Source organism: Tropicibacter alexandrii, assembly GCF_003667315.2.
Classification (GTDB): Bacteria; Pseudomonadota; Alphaproteobacteria; order Rhodobacterales; family Rhodobacteraceae; genus Tropicibacter; species Tropicibacter alexandrii.
In genome coordinates this window covers 54,156-75,655 of the sequence record NZ_RCTZ02000022.1, presented here as the reverse complement: position 1 = coordinate 75,655, position 21,500 = coordinate 54,156, and the positions used below count along the sequence as shown (strand labels likewise).

Here is a 21,500-nt window from a genome sequence, read left to right as displayed (position 1 = left end):
CGGTCGGACGCTGTTTGCGCCTGCGCGCAAAGGCTGGGGCTCCGCCCGTTTCGGCTTCAAACGCTCCCCCGGAGCGTGTGCCGCTGACGCGGACCAGCCGAAACCCCACCGTCCCTTTGACCCTTCGGGGAGAGTTGAAGACCATTCGGGAAGGAAGTGACGAAATGACGGCAACAGTGATCGACGGCAAGGCCTTTGCGGCTTTGGTGCGCGAGAAGGTGGCGGGGCATGTGGCCCGCCTCAAGGATGAGCACGGCATCACCCCCGGTCTGGCGGTGGTGCTGGTGGGCGAGGACCCCGCCAGCCAGGTTTATGTCCGCTCCAAGGGCAAGCAGACCGTCGAGGTCGGTATGAATTCCTACGAGCACAAGCTGGACGCCGACACCTCGGAGGCCGATCTGCTGGCGCTGATCGACCAGCTGAACAAGGACCCGGCGGTGCACGGCATCCTCGTGCAACTGCCGCTGCCCAAGCATCTGGACGAGGATCTGGTGATCAATTCCATCGATCCGGCCAAGGATGTGGACGGGTTCCACATCTCGAACGTGGGCCTGCTGGGCACCGGGCAGAAGTCGATGGTCCCCTGCACGCCGCTGGGCTGCCTGATGATGCTGCGGGACCATCACGGGTCACTGTCCGGCATGGATGCGGTGGTGATCGGGCGCTCGAACATCGTCGGCAAGCCGATGGCGCAGCTGCTGCTGGGCGATTCGTGCACCGTGACCATCGCGCATTCGCGCACCAAGGATCTGGCCGAGGTCGTCCGCCGCGCCGATATCGTGGTGGCGGCGGTGGGCCGTCCCGAGATGGTCCCCGGCGACTGGATCAAGCCCGGCGCCACCGTGATCGATGTCGGCATCAACCGCATCGACAAGCCCGAGGGCGGCACGCGCCTTGTTGGCGACTGCCACTATGACAGCTGCGCCGCGGTCGCCGGCGCCATCACCCCCGTCCCCGGCGGCGTCGGCCCCATGACCATCGCATGCCTGCTGGCCAACACCGTCACCGCGGCCTGCCGCGCCAACAGCCTGACCGAGCCCGAAGGCCTGACAGCCTGAGCGCATCAAAGCGCCAGGTAGCCGATCCCGAGGAACGCCACCACGCAGCCGCCCCATTGCGGGGCGGTCATGCGCTCCTTCAGCAGGGCCCAGGCGAGGATGATGGTGAACAGTCCGAACATCGACGACCCGACGGCGGCGAATTGCGGATGTTCCAACCGTCCGGCCGTAAGCACCGCCAGAAGCGCGACGCCGTCGAGCGCACCCATGATCAGCAGGGGTAGGATCGCCCTTCGCCCCACTGCGATCGGTGCCTTGCGGATCACGATCAGCGCCGCAAGCAGCCCCAGTGCCGTGATCCGGGCCATCATCGTGGCGTGCAACTCGCCATCCAGTTCGGCAGCGGTTTGCCCCAGCTTGAAGGTCAGCGCGAAGCCAAGCGCCGACAAAAGCGACAGGACAATCGTCGGTCCCTTGGCGGGCACCGGGTCGCCGCTCGTGTCGGCCAGCGCGGCCACGACGCCGACCCCGGCGATGATGAACAGGACCGCGGCGATCTGACCGGGCGTGATCACCGCCCCGGTCAAGGCGGCCAGACCCAGCGATACGATGGGATAGGCGCCGATGATCGGACTGACAAGCCGCACCGGCCCGCGCTCGAACGCGTAGTACAGCCCAAGGCTGGCCACGAGGAACGCCGCGCCCGATCCGATCGACAGCCACAGCGCATCGCCCTGCGGCAGGCGCATGACATCCGTGGCACCCAGCACGAGCATCTGGAACACCAACCCCGCCGCCAGCACGAAGAACAGCGCGCCCATCAGGGGGACGGTCCGGCTGAGATAGCGGATCGTGATGTCGTGCAGCCCCCAGCACAACGCCGCCAGAAGACCAAGGCCGATGGTGCCCATGTTTTGCTCCGTTTCAGTGGTTTCTTGCGTCGGGACCGTCTGCTGGCTTGCAACGCGCGGGGTCTCGCAATATTCTTTTCAATAAATAATGTTTCCGCAAATGCAAAGCAACGGAGAAGGCCAATGTTGGACAGCAAGTATCCCGACGTCGTCCCGGGGCCACCGAAACCCAGCGTGATTCTGCAGCCGCGCGTCTTTGCGCTGCCCCCCGGGACCGAGCGTTACGTGGTCGAGGGCGCGGGCGCAATCCTTGTCCGGCTGGAGCAGGGCGACCGGTTGGAGATCGAGAATACAGAAGGCGGGCAACCGTGTGAGATCGTCTGTGCCGATACGCGCGGGGCCTTTGACACCGGCATCATCGGCGCGGCGGGGCAGGGCGCGCCGCGGGGCTTGCTGGCGCTTTTGACCTCGGGCGATCAATCCCTGCGCAGCTTGCGCATGGGGGTCGAGGCGCGCGGCCTCGATCTGGCGCAGGCGCAAGCGGTGCATCTTTTCGAAACCTCCACCCCGGCGGGCACCAAACAGGAATTCACCGCCACGCGCGACGGCATTGCCATCATCGCCGCCCCCGGCGGCGTGATGGATTTCGAGGCACAGGATACCGCGACGCCACTGACCGTCTGGATCAAGCGCGCCACGCTGAAAAGCGCCGCGCGGTTCGAATTGCCCGACCCGCTGGCCGATCCGGTCGCCGACATCCGGGTGCATTCGGCCACGGCGCAGGCCTATTTCGTCAAGGCGGGCGACTATATCCAGATCCTCGACGTCGATGGTCGGCAATGCACCGACTTTCAGTGCTTTGCCGCGCGCAAGTTGGACAAGGGGATCGAGCACGCGCTGGACGTCACCACCACGCGCACGCTGATGGGGCACAGCTACCCGATGCCCGGGCTGCACGCGAAATATTATGACCAAGAGATGCTTCCGCTGGTCGAAGTGGTGCAGGACACCGTCGGGCGGCACGATGCCTTTGCCCTTGCCTGTGCTGCCAAATACTATGACGACATCGGCTATCCCGGCCACGTCAACTGTTCCGACAACTTCAACGGCGCGCTTGCGCCGCATGGGGTGACGGCGCGGGCGGGTTGGATGGCGATCAACTTCTTCTTCAACACCGGGCTGGACGAGCACGGCGTCATGTATGCCGACGAGCCGTGGACCCGGCCCGGCGACTACGTGCTGCTGCGGGCGCTGACCGATCTGGTCTGCGTCAGCTCGGCCTGTCCGGATGACACCACCGCCGCCAATGGGTGGAACCCGACCGACATCCATGTGCGCACCTATAGCGGCAAGGAAACCTTTCAACGATCCGTGGCCTACCGGCCCACACCCGATGCGGAGCCGAAGATGACGAAACAGACGGGCTTTCACGACCGCTTTGCCCGGTTCACCGAGAATTTCATCGAATACAATGGTTATTGGCTGGCCAGCGCGATCTCGACCGCCGGGCCGATTGCCGAATACCATGCCTGCCGCGAGAAATCCGTGGTGCTCGACCTGTCCGCCCTGCGTAAGTTCGAGATCACCGGCCCGGATGCCGAGGCGCTATGCCAATACGTCTTCACCCGCAACATGAAGACCCTGCCGGTGGGCGGCGTCGTCTATACCGCGATGTGCTATCCGCATGGCGGCATGATCGACGATGGCACCGTGTTCCGTCTGGGCAAGGACAACTTCCGCTGGATCGGCGGATCGGATTACGGCGGCGAGTGGCTGCGCGAAAAGGCCGAGGAATTGGGGCTGAAGGTGTTGATCCGGTCCTCGACCGACATGCAGCACAACATCGCCGTGCAAGGCCCCGAAAGCCGTGATCTGCTGAAAAAGGTCATCTGGACCGCGCCGCACCAGCCGAAATTCGAGCAGCTGGAGTGGTTCCGCTTTACGCCCGCGCGGATCGGCGATGCGGATGGCGTTCCCGTCGTGGTCTCGCGCACCGGCTACACCGGAGAGTTGGGCTATGAAATCTTCTGCCACCCCAAACACGCGGGCGAGGTCTTCGACGCGGTCTGGGAGGCGGGCAAGGATCATGGGCTGACCCCGATGGGCCTTGAGGCGCTGGACATGGTGCGGATTGAGGCCGGGCTGATCTTTGCGGGCTATGACTTCAGCGACCAGACCGACCCGTTCGAGGCCGGGATCGGCTTTACCGTGCCGCTGAAATCCAAAACCGATGACTTCATCGGGCGTGACGCGCTGATCCGCCGCAAGGACCACCCGGCGCGCAAGCTGGTGGGGCTGGAGATCGACAGCAACGTGGATGTGGGCCATGGCGATTGCATCCATATCGGGCGCGCGCAAATCGGCGAGGTGACCTCGTCCATGCGCTCGCCCTTGCTGGGCAAGAACATCGCCTTGGCGCGGGTCGACGTGGCGCATCACGCGGTGGGCACGCAGGTCGAAATCGGCAAGCTGGACGGCCATCAGAAACGCCTGCCCGCGACCATCGTGCCGTTTGCGCATTACGATCCGCAAAAGACCAAGCCGCGCTCGTGATGCAGATCAAGGCGGGGCCTGCGGGCCCTGCCTAGCGTTTCTGACATGAAAACAGCGTTGGAAGAGATCGGCGGCGAGGACCGCCTGCACGCCTTGGTCACCGCCTTCTACGACCGGATGGAGACGGACCCAAAGGCGCATGCGCTGCATCGGCTGCATTTTCGCGGACATGGGTTGAACCACACCCGGCAGGCGCAATTCGAATTCATGTGCGGGTTTCTGGGGGGACGGCCCTATTACCGCGAGCGCAACGGCCACATGAACCTGCGCGAAATCCACGGGCATGTACCGATCCGCACTGAGGACGCGGACTTGTGGCTGGCGACCTTCGATGCGGCGTTAACCGATTGCGAGATGAGCGGCCAAGCGGTGGACAAGCTGCGCGCGACGCTGCGCCGCGCGGCGCATATGCTGGTCAACGATGTGCCCGATTGGCGGGCCGAGGCGGACGAGCGCGCCAAGGCATGAAAAAGCCCGCGTCGTGAAACGCGGGCTCTTTGGTGTCAGGCAGGATCAGATATCCAGCGTGTTGTCCTTTTCCCAACGCGAGAAATGCGTCACGAAGGAATTCCACTCCTGCATCTTCATCTTGATGTAGGATTTCGAGAATTCTTCGCCCATCGAGGCCTTCAACTCGGTGTCCTTGTCGTATTCGCGGATCGCGTCGAGCATGTTCAGCGGCAGCTTGGGCGCGTCGGTGATCGACTGGCCTTCGGCATACATGTCGATGTCGTGGCGCTTGCCCGGATCGGCCTTGGACCGGATGCCCGACAGGCCCGCCGCGATGATGACCGCCTGCAACAGATAGGGATTCGCGGCGCCATCGGGCAAGCGCAGTTCGAACCGGCCGGGGCCGGGGACGCGGACCATGTGGGTGCGATTGTTGCCGGTCCACGTGACCGTGTTCGGCGCCCAGGTCGCGCCCGACATGGTGCGCGGCGCGTTGATCCGCTTGTAGCTGTTAACTGTCGGGTTGGTGATCGCCGCCAGCGCGCTGGCGTGCTTCATGATCCCGCCGAGGAAGTGCTTGCCGCGCTCGGACAGGCCGACCTCGCCGGTCTGGCCCTCGCCTTCGCCCGCGAACACGTTGACCTTGGCATCCTTGCCCGGCGCGTCCCAGACAGAGATATGCGCGTGGCAGCCATTGCCGGTCAGCCCCTCGATGGGTTTGGGCATGAAGGTCGCGCGGAAGCCGTGCTTTTCGGCGACCGACTTGGCCATGAACTTGAAGAAGGAATGCTTGTCGGCGGTCTTGAGCACGTCATCGAATTCCCAGTTCATCTCGAACTGGCCATTCGCGTCCTCGTGGTCGTTCTGGTAGGGGCCCCAGCCGAGATCCAGCATGTAGTCGCAGATCTCGCGCACCACCTCGTAGCGGCGCATGACGGCCTGCTGATCGTAGCAGGGCTTTTCGGCGGTATCGAACGGGTCGGAAATCTGGTCGCCCTCGGGGGTCAGCAAAAAGAACTCGGCCTCGATGCCGGTCTTGACGTGCAGGCCCTCGGCGGCGGCCTCGTCGATCAGTTTGCGCAGCACGTTGCGCGGGGCCTGATCGACCGGCTCTCCTTCCATCACGCAATTGGCGGGGACCCATGCGACCTCGGGCTTCCACGGCAGCTGGATCACCGCGTCGGGGTCGGGCACGGCCAGCATGTCCGGATGGGCGGGCGTCAGGTCGAGCCACGTGGCGAACCCGGCAAAGCCTGCGCCGTCTTCCTGCATGTCGGAAATCGCCTGCGCCGGGACCAGCTTGGCCCGCTGGCCGCCGAACAGGTCGGTATAGGAGATCATGAAGTATTTTACGCCGTTGTCCTTGGCATATTGGGCCAAATCAATGGTCATTGTTGGTGTTCCCTGTTGGTTTTGGGTCTATTCATGAATACGGCGCGACCTGTGTAAAGCCGCGCCGCGCCGGATGGATCAGAAGCCGGTCCCGGGCTTGCCCGGATACCAGTCCGTTCCCGCCAGCGGAATGCGGGCCATTGCCGCCGCCTCCATCGTCAGCGCGCACAGGTCCTCGGGTTCGAGATTGTGCAGGTGGCTCTTGCCGCAGGCCCGCGCGATGGTCTGGGCCTCCAGAGTCATGACCTTGAGGTAGTTGTTCAGGCGACGCCCGCCCTCGATCGGGTCGAAGCGCGCCATCAGCTCGGGGTCCTGCGTGGTGATGCCCGCCGGGTCCTTGCCCTCGTGCCAGTCGTCATAGGCACCGGCGGTGGTGCCCAGCTTCTGGTACTCGTCCTCCCAGCGCGGGTCGTTGTCCCCCAGCGCGATCAGCGCGGCGGTACCGATGGCCACAGCGTCGGCACCAAGCGCCATGCACTTGGCCACATCGGCCCCGGTGCGGATGCCGCCCGAGACAACCAGCTGCACCTCGCGATGCATGCCAAGATCCTGAAGCGCGCGGACAGCCTCGCGGATGCAAGCAAGGATCGGCTGGCCGACATGTTCGATGAACACGTCCTGCGTCGCCGCCGTACCGCCCTGCATGCCGTCCAGAACGACCACATCCGCCCCGGCCTTGACCGCCAGCGTGGTGTCGAAATAGGGCCGCGCGCCGCCGACCTTGATGTAGATCGGCACTTGCCAGCCGGTGATCTCGCGCAGTTCGAGGATCTTGATTTCCAGATCGTCCGGGCCGGTCCAGTCCGGGTGACGGCAGGCCGAGCGCTGGTCGATGCCCTTGGGCAGGTTGCGCATTTCGGCCACGCGGTCGGAAATCTTCTGACCCAGCAACATGCCGCCGCCGCCCGGTTTCGCGCCTTGACCCACGACGATCTCGATCGCGTCGGCGCGGCGCAGGTCGTCGGGGTTCATGCCGTAGCGCGAGGGCAGGTATTGATAGACCAGCTTTTTCGAATGACCACGCTCCTCGGGGGTCATGCCGCCGTCACCGGTGGTGGTCGAGGTGCCTGCCAGCGTCGCGCCGCGCCCCAGCGCCTCTTTCGCGGGGCCGGAGAGCGCGCCGAACGACATGCCCGCAATGGTGATCGGGATATCCAGATGGATCGGGTTCTTGGCATAACGCGTGCCCAGCGTCACCGAGGTGTCGCACCTTTCGCGATAACCTTCCAGCGGATAGCGCGACATCGACGCGCCAAGGAACAGCAGGTCGTCGAAATGCGGGACCTTGCGCTTGGCACCGCCACCGCGAATGTCGTAGATGCCGGTCGCGGCTGCGCGCCGGATCTCGGCGTTGATCGACTGGGAGAAGGTCGCCGACTGGATCGGCATGGTGCGCGGTGCGCTTTTGGTTTCGTCTTTCATCGGACGCACCCCTTAATAAGCGTTGTCGGGTTTGAAGTTATAGAGCTGCCGGGCAGAGCCGTAGCGCTTGAACTCTTCTGGTTTGGCATCGCAGCCGCCACGTTCCAGCAGCTCGGCGAGGATTTCCAGATGCTCGGGGCGCATCTCTTTCTCGATGCAGTCCGCGCCCAGAGATTTGACCGAGCCACGGACGAAGAGCCGCGCCTCGTACAGGCTGTCCCCCAGCGCGTCGCCTGCATCGCCGCAGACCACGAGGTTGCCGGATTGCGCCATGAAGGCGCTCATATGGCCGATATTGCCGTGCACGATGATGTCGATGCCCTTCATCGAGATCCCGCAGCGCGAGGAGGCATTGCCTTTGATGATCAGCGTGCCGCCATGGCCGGTTGCACCGGCATATTGGCTGGCATCGCCTTCGACGATCACGGTGCCGCTCATCATGTTCTCGGCGACGCCGGGGCCGGCGGAGCCGTGCACATGCACGGTGGCCTGCTTGTTCATGCCAGCGCAGTAGTAGCCGGTCGAGCCCTTGACGTTCACTTCGATCGGCGCGTCAAGGCCCACGGCGATGGCGTGGCTTCCCTTGGGGTTGATGATTTCCCACGTGGTCTGGTTGGTGGTCTCGGCCTGTGCGTGCAGCGTGGCGTTCAGGGTGCGCAGCCCGTCGGCTGCAAGATCGAATGTCTGCATGTCAGTGCTTCCAGAAATAGACGGTTGCGGGTTCGGGTTCCCAGACGCGGGCATCCTCAATGCCGGGCAGGTTCACCAGCGCGCGGTATTCGCTGCCAAAGGCGACGTATTGATCGGTTTCGGCCATGACGGCGGGCTTGCAGGCGATCGGGTCGCGCACCACGCCAAAGCCGTCCTCGGTGCCGACGACAAAGGTGAAGAAGCCGTCGAGATCGGACAGAGAGCTTTCCAGTGCCTCGCCCAGCGTTGCGCCGTGCTGCATACGCCAAGTCAGGTAGGCGGCGCCGACCTCGGTGTCGTTCTGCGTTTCGATATGCACGCCATCGCGGCGCAGTTTGCGGCGCAGCGAGTTGTGGTTCGACAGCGAGCCATTATGCACAAGGCACTGGTCGGGCCCGGTGTTGAACGGGTGTGCACCCATGGTCGTCACGGCGGATTCGGTGGCCATGCGGGTGTGGCCGATGCCATGCGTGCCATGCATCTTGGACAGGTCAAACCGTGCCGCGACATCCTTGGGCAGGCCGACTTCCTTGTAGATTTCGATGGTTTCACCGGCCGACATGACGCGGGCGTCGGGCGCCACCGTCTTGAGCGCGGCGCGCGCCTCGGCGATCTTGTCGGCAGGGACGTCCAGCACCGCGTGGGTGTCCTTGCGGGTCAGTTTGACCGCGCTGCCGATGGCCGTGCCCAGCGTGTCCGCCAGATCGGCGAAGACCGTGTCGGCCTGATCCGACTGCACCGTCAGCTTGGCCCGCCCGTCAGCCTTGTCGCCATAGATGGCGATGCCCGCGCTGTCCGGTCCGCGATCCGTCATCGTGATCAGCATGTCCGTCAACAACGCGCCAAGCTGCGGCTCGAGCGCCTTGTCCTTCAGAAAAAGTCCGACAATCCCGCACATTCGCGTTTGCTCCACTTCTTGATTCTGCCCCTTGGGCCCTGTCGAAAACGCTAGCACCGGCGTTTTCTGGTCGCAACTTAAATGAAAAAAATATTCCTGTAAGGCAATAGGCGCGAGCGTTTTCTGCGCCCGCGCCTATTTTTTCATCAGTCGCCTATGTCAGTAGCGGTCCAGATGCTTGGCGATCTTGTCCGGATCCCCCATCTTGCGGGCCTTTTCGAGGTGTTCGCTTTCGCGCACGAACTGGATGCGGTGCCAGCCGATCCAGAAGATCACGCCGACGATGGTCATCGCGACCTCCCAGCCCTGGAAGGGATAGATCGGTCCCACATTGGCCAGATCGACGGCCCAGTCTTCGTATCCGATGGTAGACATGATGTGTGCTCCTTATTCGGCCGGGGTTGCGCGCGAGGCCAGATAGGCCTTGTCGGCTTCGATGACGTCGGTCTTGGCATCCTCGTAGGCGTGGTGTTCCGCGTAATCGAGACCTTGCAGTTCGACCTCTTCGGGGATGCGCAGCACGCCTGCGGCGGACTGCATCTTGGCCACGGCCCAGCCGGGCACGAAGCCAAGGACGAAGAACATGATGACCGCGCCTGCGACCTGACCCAGCGGGTTGATCGTGGCATAGCCCTCATACGGGGAGGACGGCGCGCCCCACAGGACAAAGCCCGCGATGATCAGGCCCACGACGCCGGAATAGCCGTGCACGGCGACGGCGCCCACCGCATCGTCCAGCTTGAAGCGGCGTTCGACCCAGTAGTGCAGCTTGTAGACCACGACGACACCGACGGCGCCGATCAGCATGGCTTGGATCGGGTGGTACAGGTCATTGCCCGCAGAGGCGGTGATGACCCCGGCCAGACCGCCCGAGAAGGTCCAGAAGGCGTCGCCCTTGGACACGACATAGGCTGCCATCAGGCCACCCGACAGCGACATCAGGAAGTTGAAGGTGATCGCCGACAGCGAGGTGGGCGCGAGATAGATGTTCGTCGCGGTCCAGGTGGTGCCGGTGATCTGGCCGTCGATGACCTCGGGCGCGATCACGGGGACGTTGCAGGCGGCATAGAAGCCCCAGAAGCCGGTATAGATCAGGAAAATCCCGATGGTCAGCATCCACGGGTTGTGCGGGGGGATGTCGCGCGGCGTGCCGTCCGCGGCGAACTTTCCGATGCGCGGCCCGAGAACCATGATGACCCCCAGCGCGTAGCCGCCGGCAATCGCATGGATCACCCCGGATGCGTAGGCATCGTGATAGCCCAGATACTGCACCATCCAGCCGCCATAGTGCCAGCCCCACGCCGCGTCGATGATCCACCAGACGGAGCCGATCAGCACCGCATGCACCCAAAGCGCCGAGGACCGGATGCGTTCGATAACCGAGCCGGACACGATCGACGCCGCCGTCCACGAGAACAGCAGGAACGCCGCCCAGAAGACGCCGGTGATGCGGTCCTGCAGGTTGGTGCCCATGGTCTGCGACCACGGCAGGTTTGCATCGCCCATCTCGTGGTTCAGCCCGCCGAAGAACGGGAACATGGGGAAGGCCCAGTAGATCCACCAGCCGAAGAAAAAGAAGGTGACCGTCACCAGCGGGATCACCATGACGTTCTTCATCAGCGTGTGCATGTGATTGCGCCGCCGGCTTGCGCCGACCTCGTACATGCAGAACCCGACGTGAATCAGGAACATGAAGACCACCGTGACCCAGTAATAGAACTCTGTGAACACTGTTGTCAGTGCATTCAGATTGCCGTCCATCGCATCCTCCCTTGCGTGTATTTCATCTGAGGTGAAATTTTTTTCTTAAGGGGTGCGCAAATTTGTTCATCTGTCAACAAGTTTAAAAATTCATCGAAAACCATGCCCACCTGCTGGAAGTGTAGGCGGTTCGAAAACGGTTTTTCCCACGAGGAAAATAATCTGCACGAAAGTATTGATTTTTGGCGCGACTCGGGTCTGAATATCGGCAAAACACATCGTAACGGGAGGCTTTGATGGCCATCATCTACAGAACCTCGGCGCTTGCGCCGCGCCACGCAGAGATTGGCGGCGAGCTCGAAGACTGGAACGGCATGGGCACCGCGTGGTTCTATGACCACAGCGACGAGCGCGCCGAAGCCGACTATCTGGCGGTGCGCACCAAGGCCGGCCTGATGGACGTCTCGGGTTTGAAGAAGGTGCATCTGGTCGGGCCGCACGCCGCTGCCGTGATCGACAGGGCCACCACCCGCAACGTCGACAAGATCATGCCCGGCCGCGCCGTCTATGCCTGCATGCTCAACGACGATGGCAAGTTCATCGACGATTGCGTGATCTACCGCCTCTCGGTCAATCACTGGATGGTGGTGCATGGCACCGGCACGGGGCATGAATCGCTGGCCATGGCCGCCTTTGGCAAGAGCGTCGCGATGATCTTCGACGACGACCTGCACGACATGTCCCTCCAGGGGCCGGTCGCCGTGGACTTCCTCGAAAAGCACGTGCCGGGCATCCGTGATCTGGCCTATTTCGGCATCCTGCAGACCAAGCTGTTCGGGATGCCCGTCATGATCTCGCGCACCGGCTATACCGGAGAGCGCGGCTACGAGATCTTCTGCGAATCCCGCCATGCCATCGCGCTTTGGGACAAGATCCTCGAAGATGGCAAGGACATGGGCATCGCGCCGGTGCAGTTCTCGACGCTCGACCTGCTGCGCACCGAAAGCTACCTGCTGTTCTATCCGGGCGACAATTCGGAAACCTTCCCCTTCAAGGACGAGCCTTGCGGCGACACCCTGTGGGAGCTGGGTCTGGATTTCACCGTCTCGCCGGGCAAGACCGGGTTCCGCGGCGCGGAAAACCACTATGCGCTGAAGGGCAAGGAGCGGTTCAAGATCTACGGCGTGCTGCTTGAGGGCAAGACACCCGCCGATATGGGGGCCGAGCTGCTCAAGGATGGCGAGGTCGTCGGTGTCGTGACCTATGGCATGAACTCGAACCTGAACGACCACAATGTCGGTATCGCGCGGATGCCGGTCGATTGTGCGGTGCCCGGCACCAAGCTGACCGTGCGCAATCAGGACGGCACGGAAATCGCCTGCACCGCCGAAGAAATGCCCTTCTACGACAAGGACAAGTCGATCCGCACCGCGAAGGGCTGAGGATCGGGCAGGGCGCCTTTCCAAGGGCGCCCTTTTCCATTTCTATCATCCCCAAGCCGCAAAAAAAATGGAGCAGACGACGCAATGTCGAAATTCCAGTTTCCCGAAAGTATCGCCAGCCGCCCGGTCTATGGCACGCTGGAGCCGCGCCCGGGCAAGGCGCATCTGATGATTGCCGATGCCGAGGGCGCGGAGGCGATCCTCGACCTTGCCGCGCAGGATGCGGGGCTGATGGCCAAGACCCACATCATCTACATCCCCAAAGGCACGGATTTCGCCGAGGCGCTGCGCGCGCTTGAGCCCGCGCAATTCTACGAGGGGCCAAGCTACGCGGCCTCGGTCCAGCGCATCCGCAAGGTTCTGGGCGACGCGCATATGGGGTTGCAGGTCTATCTAGCGGGCACCGAGGGGCTGATGGGGCAAGCCATGAACGAGGCCGTTTCGGCGGGCATCCCTGCCTCGGCGATCCAGACCGAGCATCGCGGGTCCATCGCGCGCCGGATGCAATGCGTGCATTGCAAGGGCATTACCGAGGACGTGACGACCGATCCCTTCGTGTGTTCGCATTGCGGGCTGAACCTGTTCGTGCGCGACCACTATTCGCGCCGGTTGGCGGCCTTTCAGGGTGTCTGCATCGACGCCGAAGACCCGGGCAACGTGCCCGCACCCGTGGAGCTGTACAAATGAGCGCTGCCCCCCAAAAAGCCAAGGCCGGCGCCGAGAAGATCGCCGTGACCGTCTCCGCCGTGGTGCCGCTGAATGATCTCGTCACCCGGTTCGAGTTCACCCGCACCGATGGCGCAGACTTCCCGCCGTTTTCCGCAGGGGCCCACACCGTCGTGGAAATGCGCGACGGTGACCGCACCCGGCTGAACCCCTATTCGCTGATGTCCGACCCGGCGGATCGCTCGATCTACGCGATTTCCGTGCGCCGTGACGATCAGGGGCGGGGCGGGTCGCTGTTCATGCACACCAACGTCAAGGTCGGGGACCAGATGACGCTGACCTATCCGGTCAACCTGTTCCCGCTCGACCTGCGGGCGAAAAAGCACGTGTTTTTCGCGGGTGGCATCGGCATCACGCCGTTCAAGGCGATGATCGCCCAGTTGGAGCAATCCAACGGCAATTGGGAACTGCACTACGCCTGCCGGACCCCCGCGCTGGGGACCTATGCCGATGAACTGGCGGAGAAATACGCCAACAAGGTCCACATCTACTACGACGACCAGTCTCAGGCGATCCCGCTGGAGGACCTGCTGGATGGTCAGCCCTTGGGCACACATATATATGTGTGCGGTCCGGCGGGCATGATCGACTGGGTCCACGCCACGGCCACGGCGCATGGCTGGCCCTCTGAGAACGTCCATTCCGAGGAATTCCTCGCCCCGCAGCCCGGCAAGCCCTTCGAGGTGCGTTTGTGCCAGTCCGACATCACCATTCAGGTCGGCGAACATGAAAGCCTGCTCGAAGCGATGGAGCGGTGCGGCGTCGACGCGCCCTTCCTGTGTCGCGGCGGGGCCTGTGGCCAATGTGAGACCGACGTGGTCGAGGCCGATGGCGAATTCGTCCACCGCGATCACTGGCTGGATGACGAGGACCACGCCTCTGGCAAGAAAATCATGCCCTGCGTCAGCCGCTTTATCGGCAAGACGCTGGTTCTGGATCGGTAAGGAGCCGCGACATGACCATCCAATTCAACAACGAGACCTTCCGGGACGACTATTCCTTCCGCAACTCGGACTGGGCGATCAAGCGGTTCCCGTTTCCGTTCCATGAAGACAGCTACATGTATTCCGTCAACATGGAGCAGCATCGTGGCGGCCCCGAGGGCTCGGTCTACGAGAAACGCTTTGACGTGGACGAACACTACCTGTCGGAAATGCGGGACCGCGCGCTGGTGCTGGCCGATGATCCGCTGCGCTGCCAGTCCCTGCCGCATATGACGCTGGCCGGGTGGGACACGCTGGAACTGATCATGGTGTCCAAGTCCGAGGACTATCCCGACCTGTTCGAACTGCACCGCGACGGCAACCGTTGGCGCTGGGTGAACAAGCCCATGGGGATCGACCAGACCTTTACCTTCCTCGATGAGACCACGCTGCCCTGCGGACCGCTGGAATACATCACCCGCCAGACGCAGGGCGATTTCGCCGTGCTCGACCAGCGCGACGAGATGCTGTGGATGGATGCGGGCATGGTGACGACGCAGGCCGACTGGAGCCTCGATTTCGACATCGGCATGAACTTCTTCGAATGGCACGCGCCCGTGCCGCTGGCGCATGAGATGGGCATCTTCAAGCGCGCGCTGAAATTCCTGCTCAACGTCCAGCAAGGCGCGCCCGCGCGGCGTCTGAACTGGACGATGACGGTGAACCCGCTGCTGGATACCAGCCCCGAGAACTACCACAAGTGGGGCATTCAAAAGACGACGCTGACGCCCGAGAATATCGGCGCAAAGCAACATCTGCGGGTGGAATTGCAGACCTTCTTCCGGTTGCCCCGCTCGAATGCCCTGCTGTTCCCGATCCGGTGCTACCTGATCGCCTTTCAGGACATCGTGACCGTGCCGAAATGGGGGCGCCGCCTGCACCGCGTCGTGCGCGACCTGCCCGAGGAACTGGCCACCTACAAGGGCTTCATCGCCAACCGCCCGATGATGCTGGACTATCTCGGCCAGTATGATGACGGTCTGCCCACCAGCCCCGGCGTCTGGCCCGATCTGGGCACCGAGCCGCCCTTGCAGAAATGATCAACCGATGAGCCCGGCGCCGCTGCGCACGGGCTCATCCCTTGGCGAAGGTCAGCGCCGCGCCTCGGCCCGTGCCACCCATGACAAGAAGGCTCTCACTGCCTTTCGTGTAGCGCAGTTGCCCGTTCTTCGGTCCTGCGCCAGCCAACCGGAAACTGCGCTTTGCCAGTTCCGCAGTCAGGAAGTCTGACAAGGGGGTGGCGGTCCCGACGGCGGCCGGTGAGGTGATGATGCATTCGCCACGGTTTTGGATGCCCATGATCTGAACCGCGTCGAACTGGCTTGGACCCAGCTTCTTGCGGATGCCAAAGGCGGTTTTGGTGTACCCCTTGGTGGCAAGGCTGGCCATGTCGAGCTGCCCCGTCTTCAGGAAAGACAGGCATTCGTCGATCAGCGGGGTGAAATGCGTGTCATAGAATTCGGCGCCGCGTGCGTCGATTGCCGCCATGCGGTCCTGTCGGTCCGCGACCATTTCCGGTGAATTGTAACATCCCGCCAGCGCAAGCGCAGCGCAGGCAAGGACACCCGTCTTCAATGTTCGATTGACTATGCGGTTTGCGAAATTCTTCACGCTGGGACCCTCACAGAATTTGGCGACCGGCTAAAATATCCGCCTCATGCGGTCGAGCGCTCAAGTCTTTGGGCGTCCAAAAGCATATTCGGAATCGGGGTGCAAGCGCAGGGGTTCGGGCACATCCAAACCTGCGAGTGACGTCGCCTGCCTGCATCTTTTTCAGGGCGCTTTCGGATTGCGGACAGGCCTCACCCCGCGAGGCCCGGGATCAGTTGTCCTGCTTGTAGCTGATAATCGACAGGTAGCGGATCGGGAACTGGATCAGTTCCTCGGGGCCGTGGGGGGCATCGGCGTCGAAGAACAGGGTGTCGCCCGGCTCCAGCCGATAGTTTTCCGACCCGTGGCGATAGCCGACGACGCCTTCGAGCATGTAGATCATCTCGATCCCGTCATGCTGAAAGGTCTTGAACGTGTCGGATTCGTTGCTGAGCACGATCAGGTACGGCTCGACGATCACGCCGCTGTTGTTCGCGCCGATATGGCCCAAAAGGTTGTACTGATGCCCGGACCGCGTGCCCGCGCGCTCGATCTCGACGCCCTCGCCAGCCTTGGTATGCACCGCCTCGCGGCGTTCCTCGTAGGTCTTGAAAAAGGCGGTCAGCGGCACCGAAAGGGCGTTCGACAGCGCCTGCAACGTGGTCAGCGAGGGCGAGGTGTTGCCGTTCTCGATCTTTGACAGCATCCCGATGGACAGGTTGGTGAGCGCAGACAGTTCCGCAACGGTGATGTTCTTCTTCTTGCGGAAGGCCCGGACCTCGCGGCCGATGGCGACTTCGAGAACTTTCTCGCGTTCTTCGACGACCTTGTGTGGGTCCTGGGACAGCTTGGACACGTGCTCAGCCTTCATTAGAGTCATGGTTGGAATGCCCCGGGTTTGTATGCAGGAATGCTGGCGGAATCCAGCCGGATGGATCAAAGCTAGGGCGGGTTTCATGATAATGCAAAAAGTTTCCCATCAGTGGATCGTTTTGCAAAAGGCAGCGGAAAGGAACACCCATGTCGGATGACGTGTTGCGGATCGGCTTCCTGATTTTTCCGGGGTTTCCGATGTCCTGCCTGACCTCGGTGATCGAACCGCTGCGGGCCGCGAACGAGATTTCGGGGCGCACCACCTTCGCGTGGGAGCTGGTCTCGGACGGAGAGAGGCAGGTCATGTCCAGCGCCGGGATCGCCTTCGAGGCGACGCGCCGCTTGGCCGATCTGGACGGGTGCGATTACCTGCTGATCCTGTCCGCGCCGACGAGCGCCTTTCGCGATCCGCGCGCGCCAGCCCATCTGCGCCACGCCGCACGGCACGGCACGGTTCTGGGCGCGATCAGCGGCGGGGTCTTCCCCTTGGTGCGCAGCGGGGCGGTGCCGAACACGCCCTTGTCCGTGCATTGGTGCTACGAGGCGGCGTTTCGGACCGAGTTTCCAGAGATCGAGGCCTCCGGCAAGGTGATCGAATCCACGCCGCGTTGCGTGACCGCGTCGGGGGCGGCGGCGGCCTTCGATCTGGCCTTGGGTCTGGTGGAAACCGCGCTGGGGGCCGAGGTCGCGACCGAGGTCGCTTGCTGGTTCCAGCACCCGATGGTGCGCAAGGCGGGTGTGCAACAGGTCGTGCCGGTCACCGGCGGCGACCAGCACTCGGACATGCCGCCGCTTGTGGCGCAGGCCATCGGCCTGTTCGCGCGGGACCTGTCACAGCCGATGTCGGTGGCCGAGGTGGCTGAGGCGCTGGACATCACGCCGCGCCATCTGGAACGCAGCTTCAAACAGGCGACGGGGCAGAACCCGACCGGCTATTTCCGCCAGATGCGGATGAAGGCGGCGCGGCAGATCGTGATGTATTCCAACGACAGCCTGTCCGAGATCGCCGAAGCGGTGGGCTATGCCAGCGTCAAAAGCTTCAACAAGCATTATGTCGAGGCGTTCGGCGTCCCCCCGAAGGAGGACCGCCGCCGCATCAACCTGAACCGCGTCCGGGGGAACCTGCCGGTCCCGTCGGTCTAAAGCGCCGATTTCATCGCGGTCAGCAGCGCATGGTGCAACGATCCCGCCGACGACCGTGGCCCGATGACGGACACATGGGTGGGCGACCGGCAGATCAGGAAGCAGCCCAGATGCTCGATCGCGGTGCGCACCGCCTTGCCGCCGGTGAAGCGGCGCAGGTCGGCATTGCACAGCCGCTCGAAGATATCTGCAAGCCGGTCGCCCTTCAGGTCGAACCGGCACCATGCATCGGTCTGCTCGGTCACGCTGGCTGCGCCATTTGCTTGCGCGGTGATCTGGCGGGCAAGGTCCTCATGGGTGGCAAAGGGGGCCTCGACCATCCATTGATCCGGACCCATCCAAAAGGCGCTGGCGGTGGCGCGCGCCGGGGCAGGGGCCTCGGCCCCGGTGACCGTCGCCACAAGGGCTGCGGCGTCTGCCTCGCGGCCCAGCCGGGCGGCGACCGAGGCCAGCGCCACGTCGGTGACTTCGATCAGGGAATGGCCGAGGTGATGGTCGCGGCGCGGGTCGCGCGCGCCAAGCGGCGTGAGGGCGATGAGATCATGCACGGAGCCGTTCTCCTTCGGGATCGACGAAATGGGCGCTGACGACTTCGACATCGTGATCGAACCCGGTCAGCGGAGACACCAGCCGGACGATCTCGCCCAGCCGTTGATCGCCGGACTTGAGATAGCCGATGGCGATGTGATGCCCCAGATTGGGCGAATAGCAGGCCGAGGTGACATAGCCCTGATCGTGGGCCGCATCGACGGGCGCGCCCTTGGTCATCAGGTGCGACCCGGCGGGGACCTTGTGGGTCGGATCGACGGGTTTGAAGCCCACCAGCTTCAGCGCGACGGGCTCGTTCAGCCCTTCGCGGCGTGACAGCACAGCGCCGATCGAGTCCTTGGCCTGCGACACCATCCGCCCCATGCCAAGGTTCAGCGCGGTGGTCGTGCCATTTAGCTCATTGCCCGCCGCGTGACCCTTTTCGATGCGCATGACACCGAGCGCTTCGGTGCCATAGGCCACCACGTCGAATTCCTGCCCTTCGCGCATCAGGCGGCGGATCAGCGCGTCGCCATAGCGCGTGGGCACGGCGATCTCATAGGCCAATTCGCCCGAGAACGAGATCCGGAACAGCCGCGCGCGCAGCCCGCCGCAAATGGTGATCTCGCCACAGGCCATGAAGGGGAAGCCCTCGTTCGACAGGTCGAATTCCGGGTCCACGACCTTTTGGAGCAGCTTGCGCGCGTTCGGCCCCGCGACCGAAAACTGCGCCCAGGCCTCGGTCGTGGAAATCAACTGCACATCCATGTCGGGGAACAGGCATTGCCGCACGAATTCCATGTGGCGATAGACGCTGACCGCGTTGGCGGTGGTGGTCGTGACGACGAAATGATCCTCGGCCAGACGCGCGGCGGTGCCGTCATCCATGGCGATCCCGTCCTCGCGCAGCATCAAGCCGTAGCGGGTGCGGCCCACGGCCAGCTTGGCAAAGCCGTTGCAATAGATGCGGTTCAGGAAGGCGGCCGCGTCCGTGCCCTGCACGTCGATCTTGCCCAGCGTGGTGACGTCGCAGATGCCCACCGACTTGCGGGTTTGCAGCACCTCGCGATCGACGCTTTCGCGCCATGTCGTCTCGCCCTTGCGGGGGAACCATTGCGCGCGCAGCCAGTTGCCGACCTCGACAAAGACCGCGCCCTGCTCCTCGGCCCATGTGTGGCTGGGGGTCTTGCGCACGGGGCGGAAATCGGTGCCGCGCGACCGACCCGCCAGCACGCCCATCGCCGTGGGCGTATAGGGCGGACGGAACATGGTGGTGCCGACCTCGGGGATCGTCTTGCCTGCGATCTCGGCCATGATCGCAAGGCCCGCCATGTTGGACGTCTTGCCCTGATCGGTGGCCATGCCCAGCGTGGTATAGCGTTTGAGGTGCTCGACCGAGACGAAGTTTTCCTGATGCGCCAGCTTCACATCCTTGGCGGTCACGTCGTTCTGCTGATCGACCCACGCGCGCTTGGCATCCGTGACATGCCAGAAGGGTGTGATCTGCACGGGCGCGTCCTCGGCCTGTGGCAGGTCGGGTTTCGTGGCGGCGTGCCCCAGATCGGTGGCAATCTGCGCCGCCGCCTCGGCCCCCGAGGTCAGCGCCGCGTGGGTCGAGAACAGACCCTGCGCCGCGCCCGCGACGGTCATGCCATCGGGCAGGGTGCCACCGGGGACGAAGGCGGCAATGCCCTCCTCCCAAACGGGGCGACCGCGCTGGTGGCAGGTCAGGCTGACATTGGGGTTCCAGCCGCCCGAGACACCCAGCGCGCCGCACTCGATTTCCCGCGTGCCGCCCTTGGCCAGCCGCACGGTGATCCGCGTCAGGCCCAGCCGTCCGGCGGTGTCGATGATCTCGCCTTGCAACACCTCGTAATCGGTCGAGACCGGCTGGCCGGGGCGGGTGTCGATCACGGCGGCGACCTTGACCCCCTTGGCATGCAGATCGGCTGCGGTGCGGTGGCCGTCGTCATTGTTGGTAAAGATCGCCACGCGCTGCGCCGGTGTCGCGGCCCAGCGGTTGGCATAGGCGCGCAGGGCGCTGGCCAGCATGATGCCGGGGCGGTCGTTGTTCTCGAACGCGATGGGGCGTTCGAGCGCGCCTGCGGTCAGCAAGGACCGCTTGGTATAGATGCGCCACAGGATCTGCCGGGGCTTGCCTGCCTCGGGCACTGCAAGGTGATCGGCCACCCGTTCGACCGCGCCATAAATGCCGTGATCGAACGCGCCCAGCACCGTGGTGCGCGGCATCACCCGGACATTCGGCAGGCTGCGCAGGCGCGCGACGGTCTGAGCCGCCCAGTCATGCCCGGCCATATCGCCCAGCGAGAACGTCTCGGCGTTCAGCCGCCCGCCCATGACGTAATCCTCGTCGGCGAGGATCACGCGCAGACCGGCCTCTCCGGCGGTCAGGGCGGCGGCAAGGCCCGCAGGCCCGGCCCCGGTGATCAGCAGGTCGCAATGCAAGAAGCCCTTGTCATAGCTGTCGGGATCGTCCTGCAGGCTGAGACTGCCCAGACCGGCGGCGCGGCGGATCATCGGCTCGTAGAGCTTTTCCCAGAAGGCGGCGGGCCACATGAAGGTCTTGTAATAGAACCCGGCGGCGAAAAAGCTGGACAGGCGGTCATTGACCGACAGCGCGTCAAAGGCCAGCGAGGGCCAGCGGTTCTGCGACCTCGCCACCAGCCCGTCGAACAGCTCGGCGGTGGTGGCGCGGGTGTTGGGTTCCTGACGAGCGCCCTCGCGCAGTTCCACGATGGCGTTGGGTTCCTCGGACCCGGCGGTCAGGGGGCCGCGCGGGCGGTGATACTTGAACGAGCGGCCCATCAGCCGCACGCCATTGGCCAGCAGGGCCGAGGCCAGCGTGTCGCCCGCATGGCCGGTCATCGTCTTGCCGTCGAAACGGAAGGTGTAGCTGCGCGACCGGTCGATTAGACCGCCCTGCAAACGGTTTTTCTGGGTCATTTCGAACGTCCCTCCCGGCGGGCCACGTCGCGGGCCAGCTCGACCGACGTGATTTCATGGGTCAGCGTGTTGCGCGTCACGACCAGCCAAGACCGGTCGCCCTGTTCGTGGAACCAAAGCTCGCGGTGCTCGCCTGCGGGGTTGTCGCGCAAGTAGCCGTAATCGATGAACTTTTCCAAGGCGTCCGGCGCCATGCCATCGGGGCGATGGATCAGCGCCGCGTCGCCCTTGTAGACGAATTCCGCCGCATCGCGCGGGCCCAGAAGCGGGTGATTGATGATCATGTCCGGGCCTCC

At 63.9% G+C, this 21,500-nt stretch carries 20 protein-coding genes; 8 read left to right on the top strand and 12 right to left on the bottom strand.

Annotation, left to right across the window (positions count from 1 at the left end; all coding sequences use genetic code 11):
* Positions 1-164: 164 nt before the first annotated feature.
* Positions 165-1,058: a bifunctional methylenetetrahydrofolate dehydrogenase/methenyltetrahydrofolate cyclohydrolase FolD gene (gene folD / locus D8Z78_RS20520; protein ID WP_128910878.1), complete on the top strand. Its 894-nt coding sequence runs from the start codon at positions 165-167 to the stop codon at positions 1,056-1,058.
* A gap of 5 nt (positions 1,059-1,063) precedes the next feature.
* On the opposite strand, the gene D8Z78_RS20515 is transcribed toward folD, so the two are convergent.
* Positions 1,064-1,909, bottom strand: coding sequence for a DMT family transporter (locus D8Z78_RS20515; protein WP_121633256.1), 846 nt, complete (start codon positions 1,907-1,909; stop codon positions 1,064-1,066).
* A 123-nt stretch (positions 1,910-2,032) separates the two neighbouring features.
* Here D8Z78_RS20515 and tdm point away from each other — a divergent pair, with 123 nt between their 5' ends.
* On the top strand, positions 2,033-4,402 hold the full coding sequence (tdm, locus tag D8Z78_RS20510; protein ID WP_121633257.1) for a trimethylamine N-oxide demethylase: 2,370 nt from the start codon (positions 2,033-2,035) through the stop codon (positions 4,400-4,402).
* A 45-nt stretch (positions 4,403-4,447) separates the two neighbouring features.
* Positions 4,448-4,870: a group II truncated hemoglobin gene (locus D8Z78_RS20505; RefSeq protein WP_121633260.1), complete on the top strand. Its 423-nt coding sequence runs from the start codon at positions 4,448-4,450 to the stop codon at positions 4,868-4,870.
* A gap of 45 nt (positions 4,871-4,915) precedes the next feature.
* Here the strand turns inward: D8Z78_RS20505 and glnT are convergent, their stop codons facing one another.
* The 6 genes from glnT to D8Z78_RS20475 form a co-directional block, all read right to left on the bottom strand.
* A complete protein-coding gene (gene glnT, locus D8Z78_RS20500) occupies positions 4,916-6,244 on the bottom strand; it encodes a type III glutamate--ammonia ligase (protein ID WP_121633262.1) in 1,329 nt (442 codons plus the stop codon).
* A 78-nt stretch (positions 6,245-6,322) separates the two neighbouring features.
* Positions 6,323-7,666, bottom strand: a complete 1,344-nt coding sequence (locus D8Z78_RS20495; protein WP_121633265.1) for an FMN-binding glutamate synthase family protein — start codon at positions 7,664-7,666, stop codon at positions 6,323-6,325.
* A gap of 12 nt (positions 7,667-7,678) precedes the next feature.
* Positions 7,679-8,356: a GltB/FmdC/FwdC-like GXGXG domain-containing protein gene (locus tag D8Z78_RS20490; RefSeq protein WP_121633267.1), complete on the bottom strand. Its 678-nt coding sequence runs from the start codon at positions 8,354-8,356 to the stop codon at positions 7,679-7,681.
* A gap of 1 nt (position 8,357) precedes the next feature.
* Positions 8,358-9,254, bottom strand: coding sequence for a class II glutamine amidotransferase (locus D8Z78_RS20485; protein WP_121633269.1), 897 nt, complete (start codon positions 9,252-9,254; stop codon positions 8,358-8,360).
* A 159-nt stretch (positions 9,255-9,413) separates the two neighbouring features.
* Positions 9,414-9,629, bottom strand: coding sequence for a hypothetical protein (locus tag D8Z78_RS20480; protein ID WP_121633271.1), 216 nt, complete (start codon positions 9,627-9,629; stop codon positions 9,414-9,416).
* A gap of 12 nt (positions 9,630-9,641) precedes the next feature.
* Positions 9,642-11,015, bottom strand: coding sequence for an ammonium transporter (locus tag D8Z78_RS20475; RefSeq protein WP_121633273.1), 1,374 nt, complete (start codon positions 11,013-11,015; stop codon positions 9,642-9,644).
* A gap of 236 nt (positions 11,016-11,251) precedes the next feature.
* Here D8Z78_RS20475 and D8Z78_RS20470 point away from each other — a divergent pair, with 236 nt between their 5' ends.
* From D8Z78_RS20470 to D8Z78_RS20455, 4 genes are all read left to right on the top strand, one after another.
* On the top strand, positions 11,252-12,397 hold the full coding sequence (locus D8Z78_RS20470) for an aminomethyl transferase family protein (RefSeq protein WP_121633275.1): 1,146 nt from the start codon (positions 11,252-11,254) through the stop codon (positions 12,395-12,397).
* A gap of 84 nt (positions 12,398-12,481) precedes the next feature.
* Positions 12,482-13,084, top strand: coding sequence for a dimethylamine monooxygenase subunit DmmA (gene dmmA / locus D8Z78_RS20465; RefSeq protein WP_121633278.1), 603 nt, complete (start codon positions 12,482-12,484; stop codon positions 13,082-13,084).
* The gene (locus D8Z78_RS20460; protein ID WP_121633280.1) at positions 13,081-14,067 is read left to right on the top strand and encodes a PDR/VanB family oxidoreductase; all 987 of its coding nucleotides are present in this window, start codon (positions 13,081-13,083) and stop codon (positions 14,065-14,067) included. The genes dmmA and D8Z78_RS20460 overlap by 4 nt, the downstream gene beginning before the upstream one ends.
* A gap of 11 nt (positions 14,068-14,078) precedes the next feature.
* The gene (locus D8Z78_RS20455; protein WP_121633282.1) at positions 14,079-15,146 is read left to right on the top strand and encodes a heme-dependent oxidative N-demethylase family protein; all 1,068 of its coding nucleotides are present in this window, start codon (positions 14,079-14,081) and stop codon (positions 15,144-15,146) included.
* A 34-nt stretch (positions 15,147-15,180) separates the two neighbouring features.
* Here D8Z78_RS20455 and D8Z78_RS20450 read toward each other — a convergent pair whose 3' ends face one another.
* Entirely contained in the window at positions 15,181-15,594 is a 414-nt protein-coding gene (locus tag D8Z78_RS20450) for a hypothetical protein (RefSeq protein WP_121633284.1), read from the bottom strand.
* A 334-nt stretch (positions 15,595-15,928) separates the two neighbouring features.
* Positions 15,929-16,567: a helix-turn-helix domain-containing protein gene (locus D8Z78_RS20445; protein ID WP_420824331.1), complete on the bottom strand. Its 639-nt coding sequence runs from the start codon at positions 16,565-16,567 to the stop codon at positions 15,929-15,931.
* A gap of 149 nt (positions 16,568-16,716) precedes the next feature.
* Between D8Z78_RS20445 and D8Z78_RS20440 the strand changes: the two genes are divergently transcribed.
* A complete protein-coding gene (locus D8Z78_RS20440; RefSeq protein WP_121633288.1) occupies positions 16,717-17,712 on the top strand; it encodes a GlxA family transcriptional regulator in 996 nt (331 codons plus the stop codon).
* On the opposite strand, the gene D8Z78_RS20435 is transcribed toward D8Z78_RS20440, so the two are convergent.
* The 3 genes from D8Z78_RS20435 to D8Z78_RS20425 are packed head-to-tail and all read right to left on the bottom strand — an operon-like array spanning position 17,709 to position 21,488.
* Positions 17,709-18,260 carry a sarcosine oxidase subunit gamma gene (locus tag D8Z78_RS20435; RefSeq protein WP_121633291.1) on the bottom strand — a complete coding sequence of 184 codons (552 nt, stop codon included), beginning with the start codon at positions 18,258-18,260 and terminating at the stop codon, positions 17,709-17,711. The genes D8Z78_RS20440 and D8Z78_RS20435 overlap by 4 nt on opposite strands.
* Positions 18,253-21,204, bottom strand: a complete 2,952-nt coding sequence (locus D8Z78_RS20430) for a sarcosine oxidase subunit alpha family protein (RefSeq protein WP_121633294.1) — start codon at positions 21,202-21,204, stop codon at positions 18,253-18,255. Before D8Z78_RS20430 ends, D8Z78_RS20435 begins: the two co-directional genes overlap by 8 nt.
* Complete coding sequence (locus D8Z78_RS20425; RefSeq protein ID WP_121633297.1) at positions 21,201-21,488, bottom strand: sarcosine oxidase subunit delta; 288 nt, start codon at positions 21,486-21,488, stop codon at positions 21,201-21,203. Before D8Z78_RS20425 ends, D8Z78_RS20430 begins: the two co-directional genes overlap by 4 nt.
* Positions 21,489-21,500 lie beyond the last annotated feature (12 nt).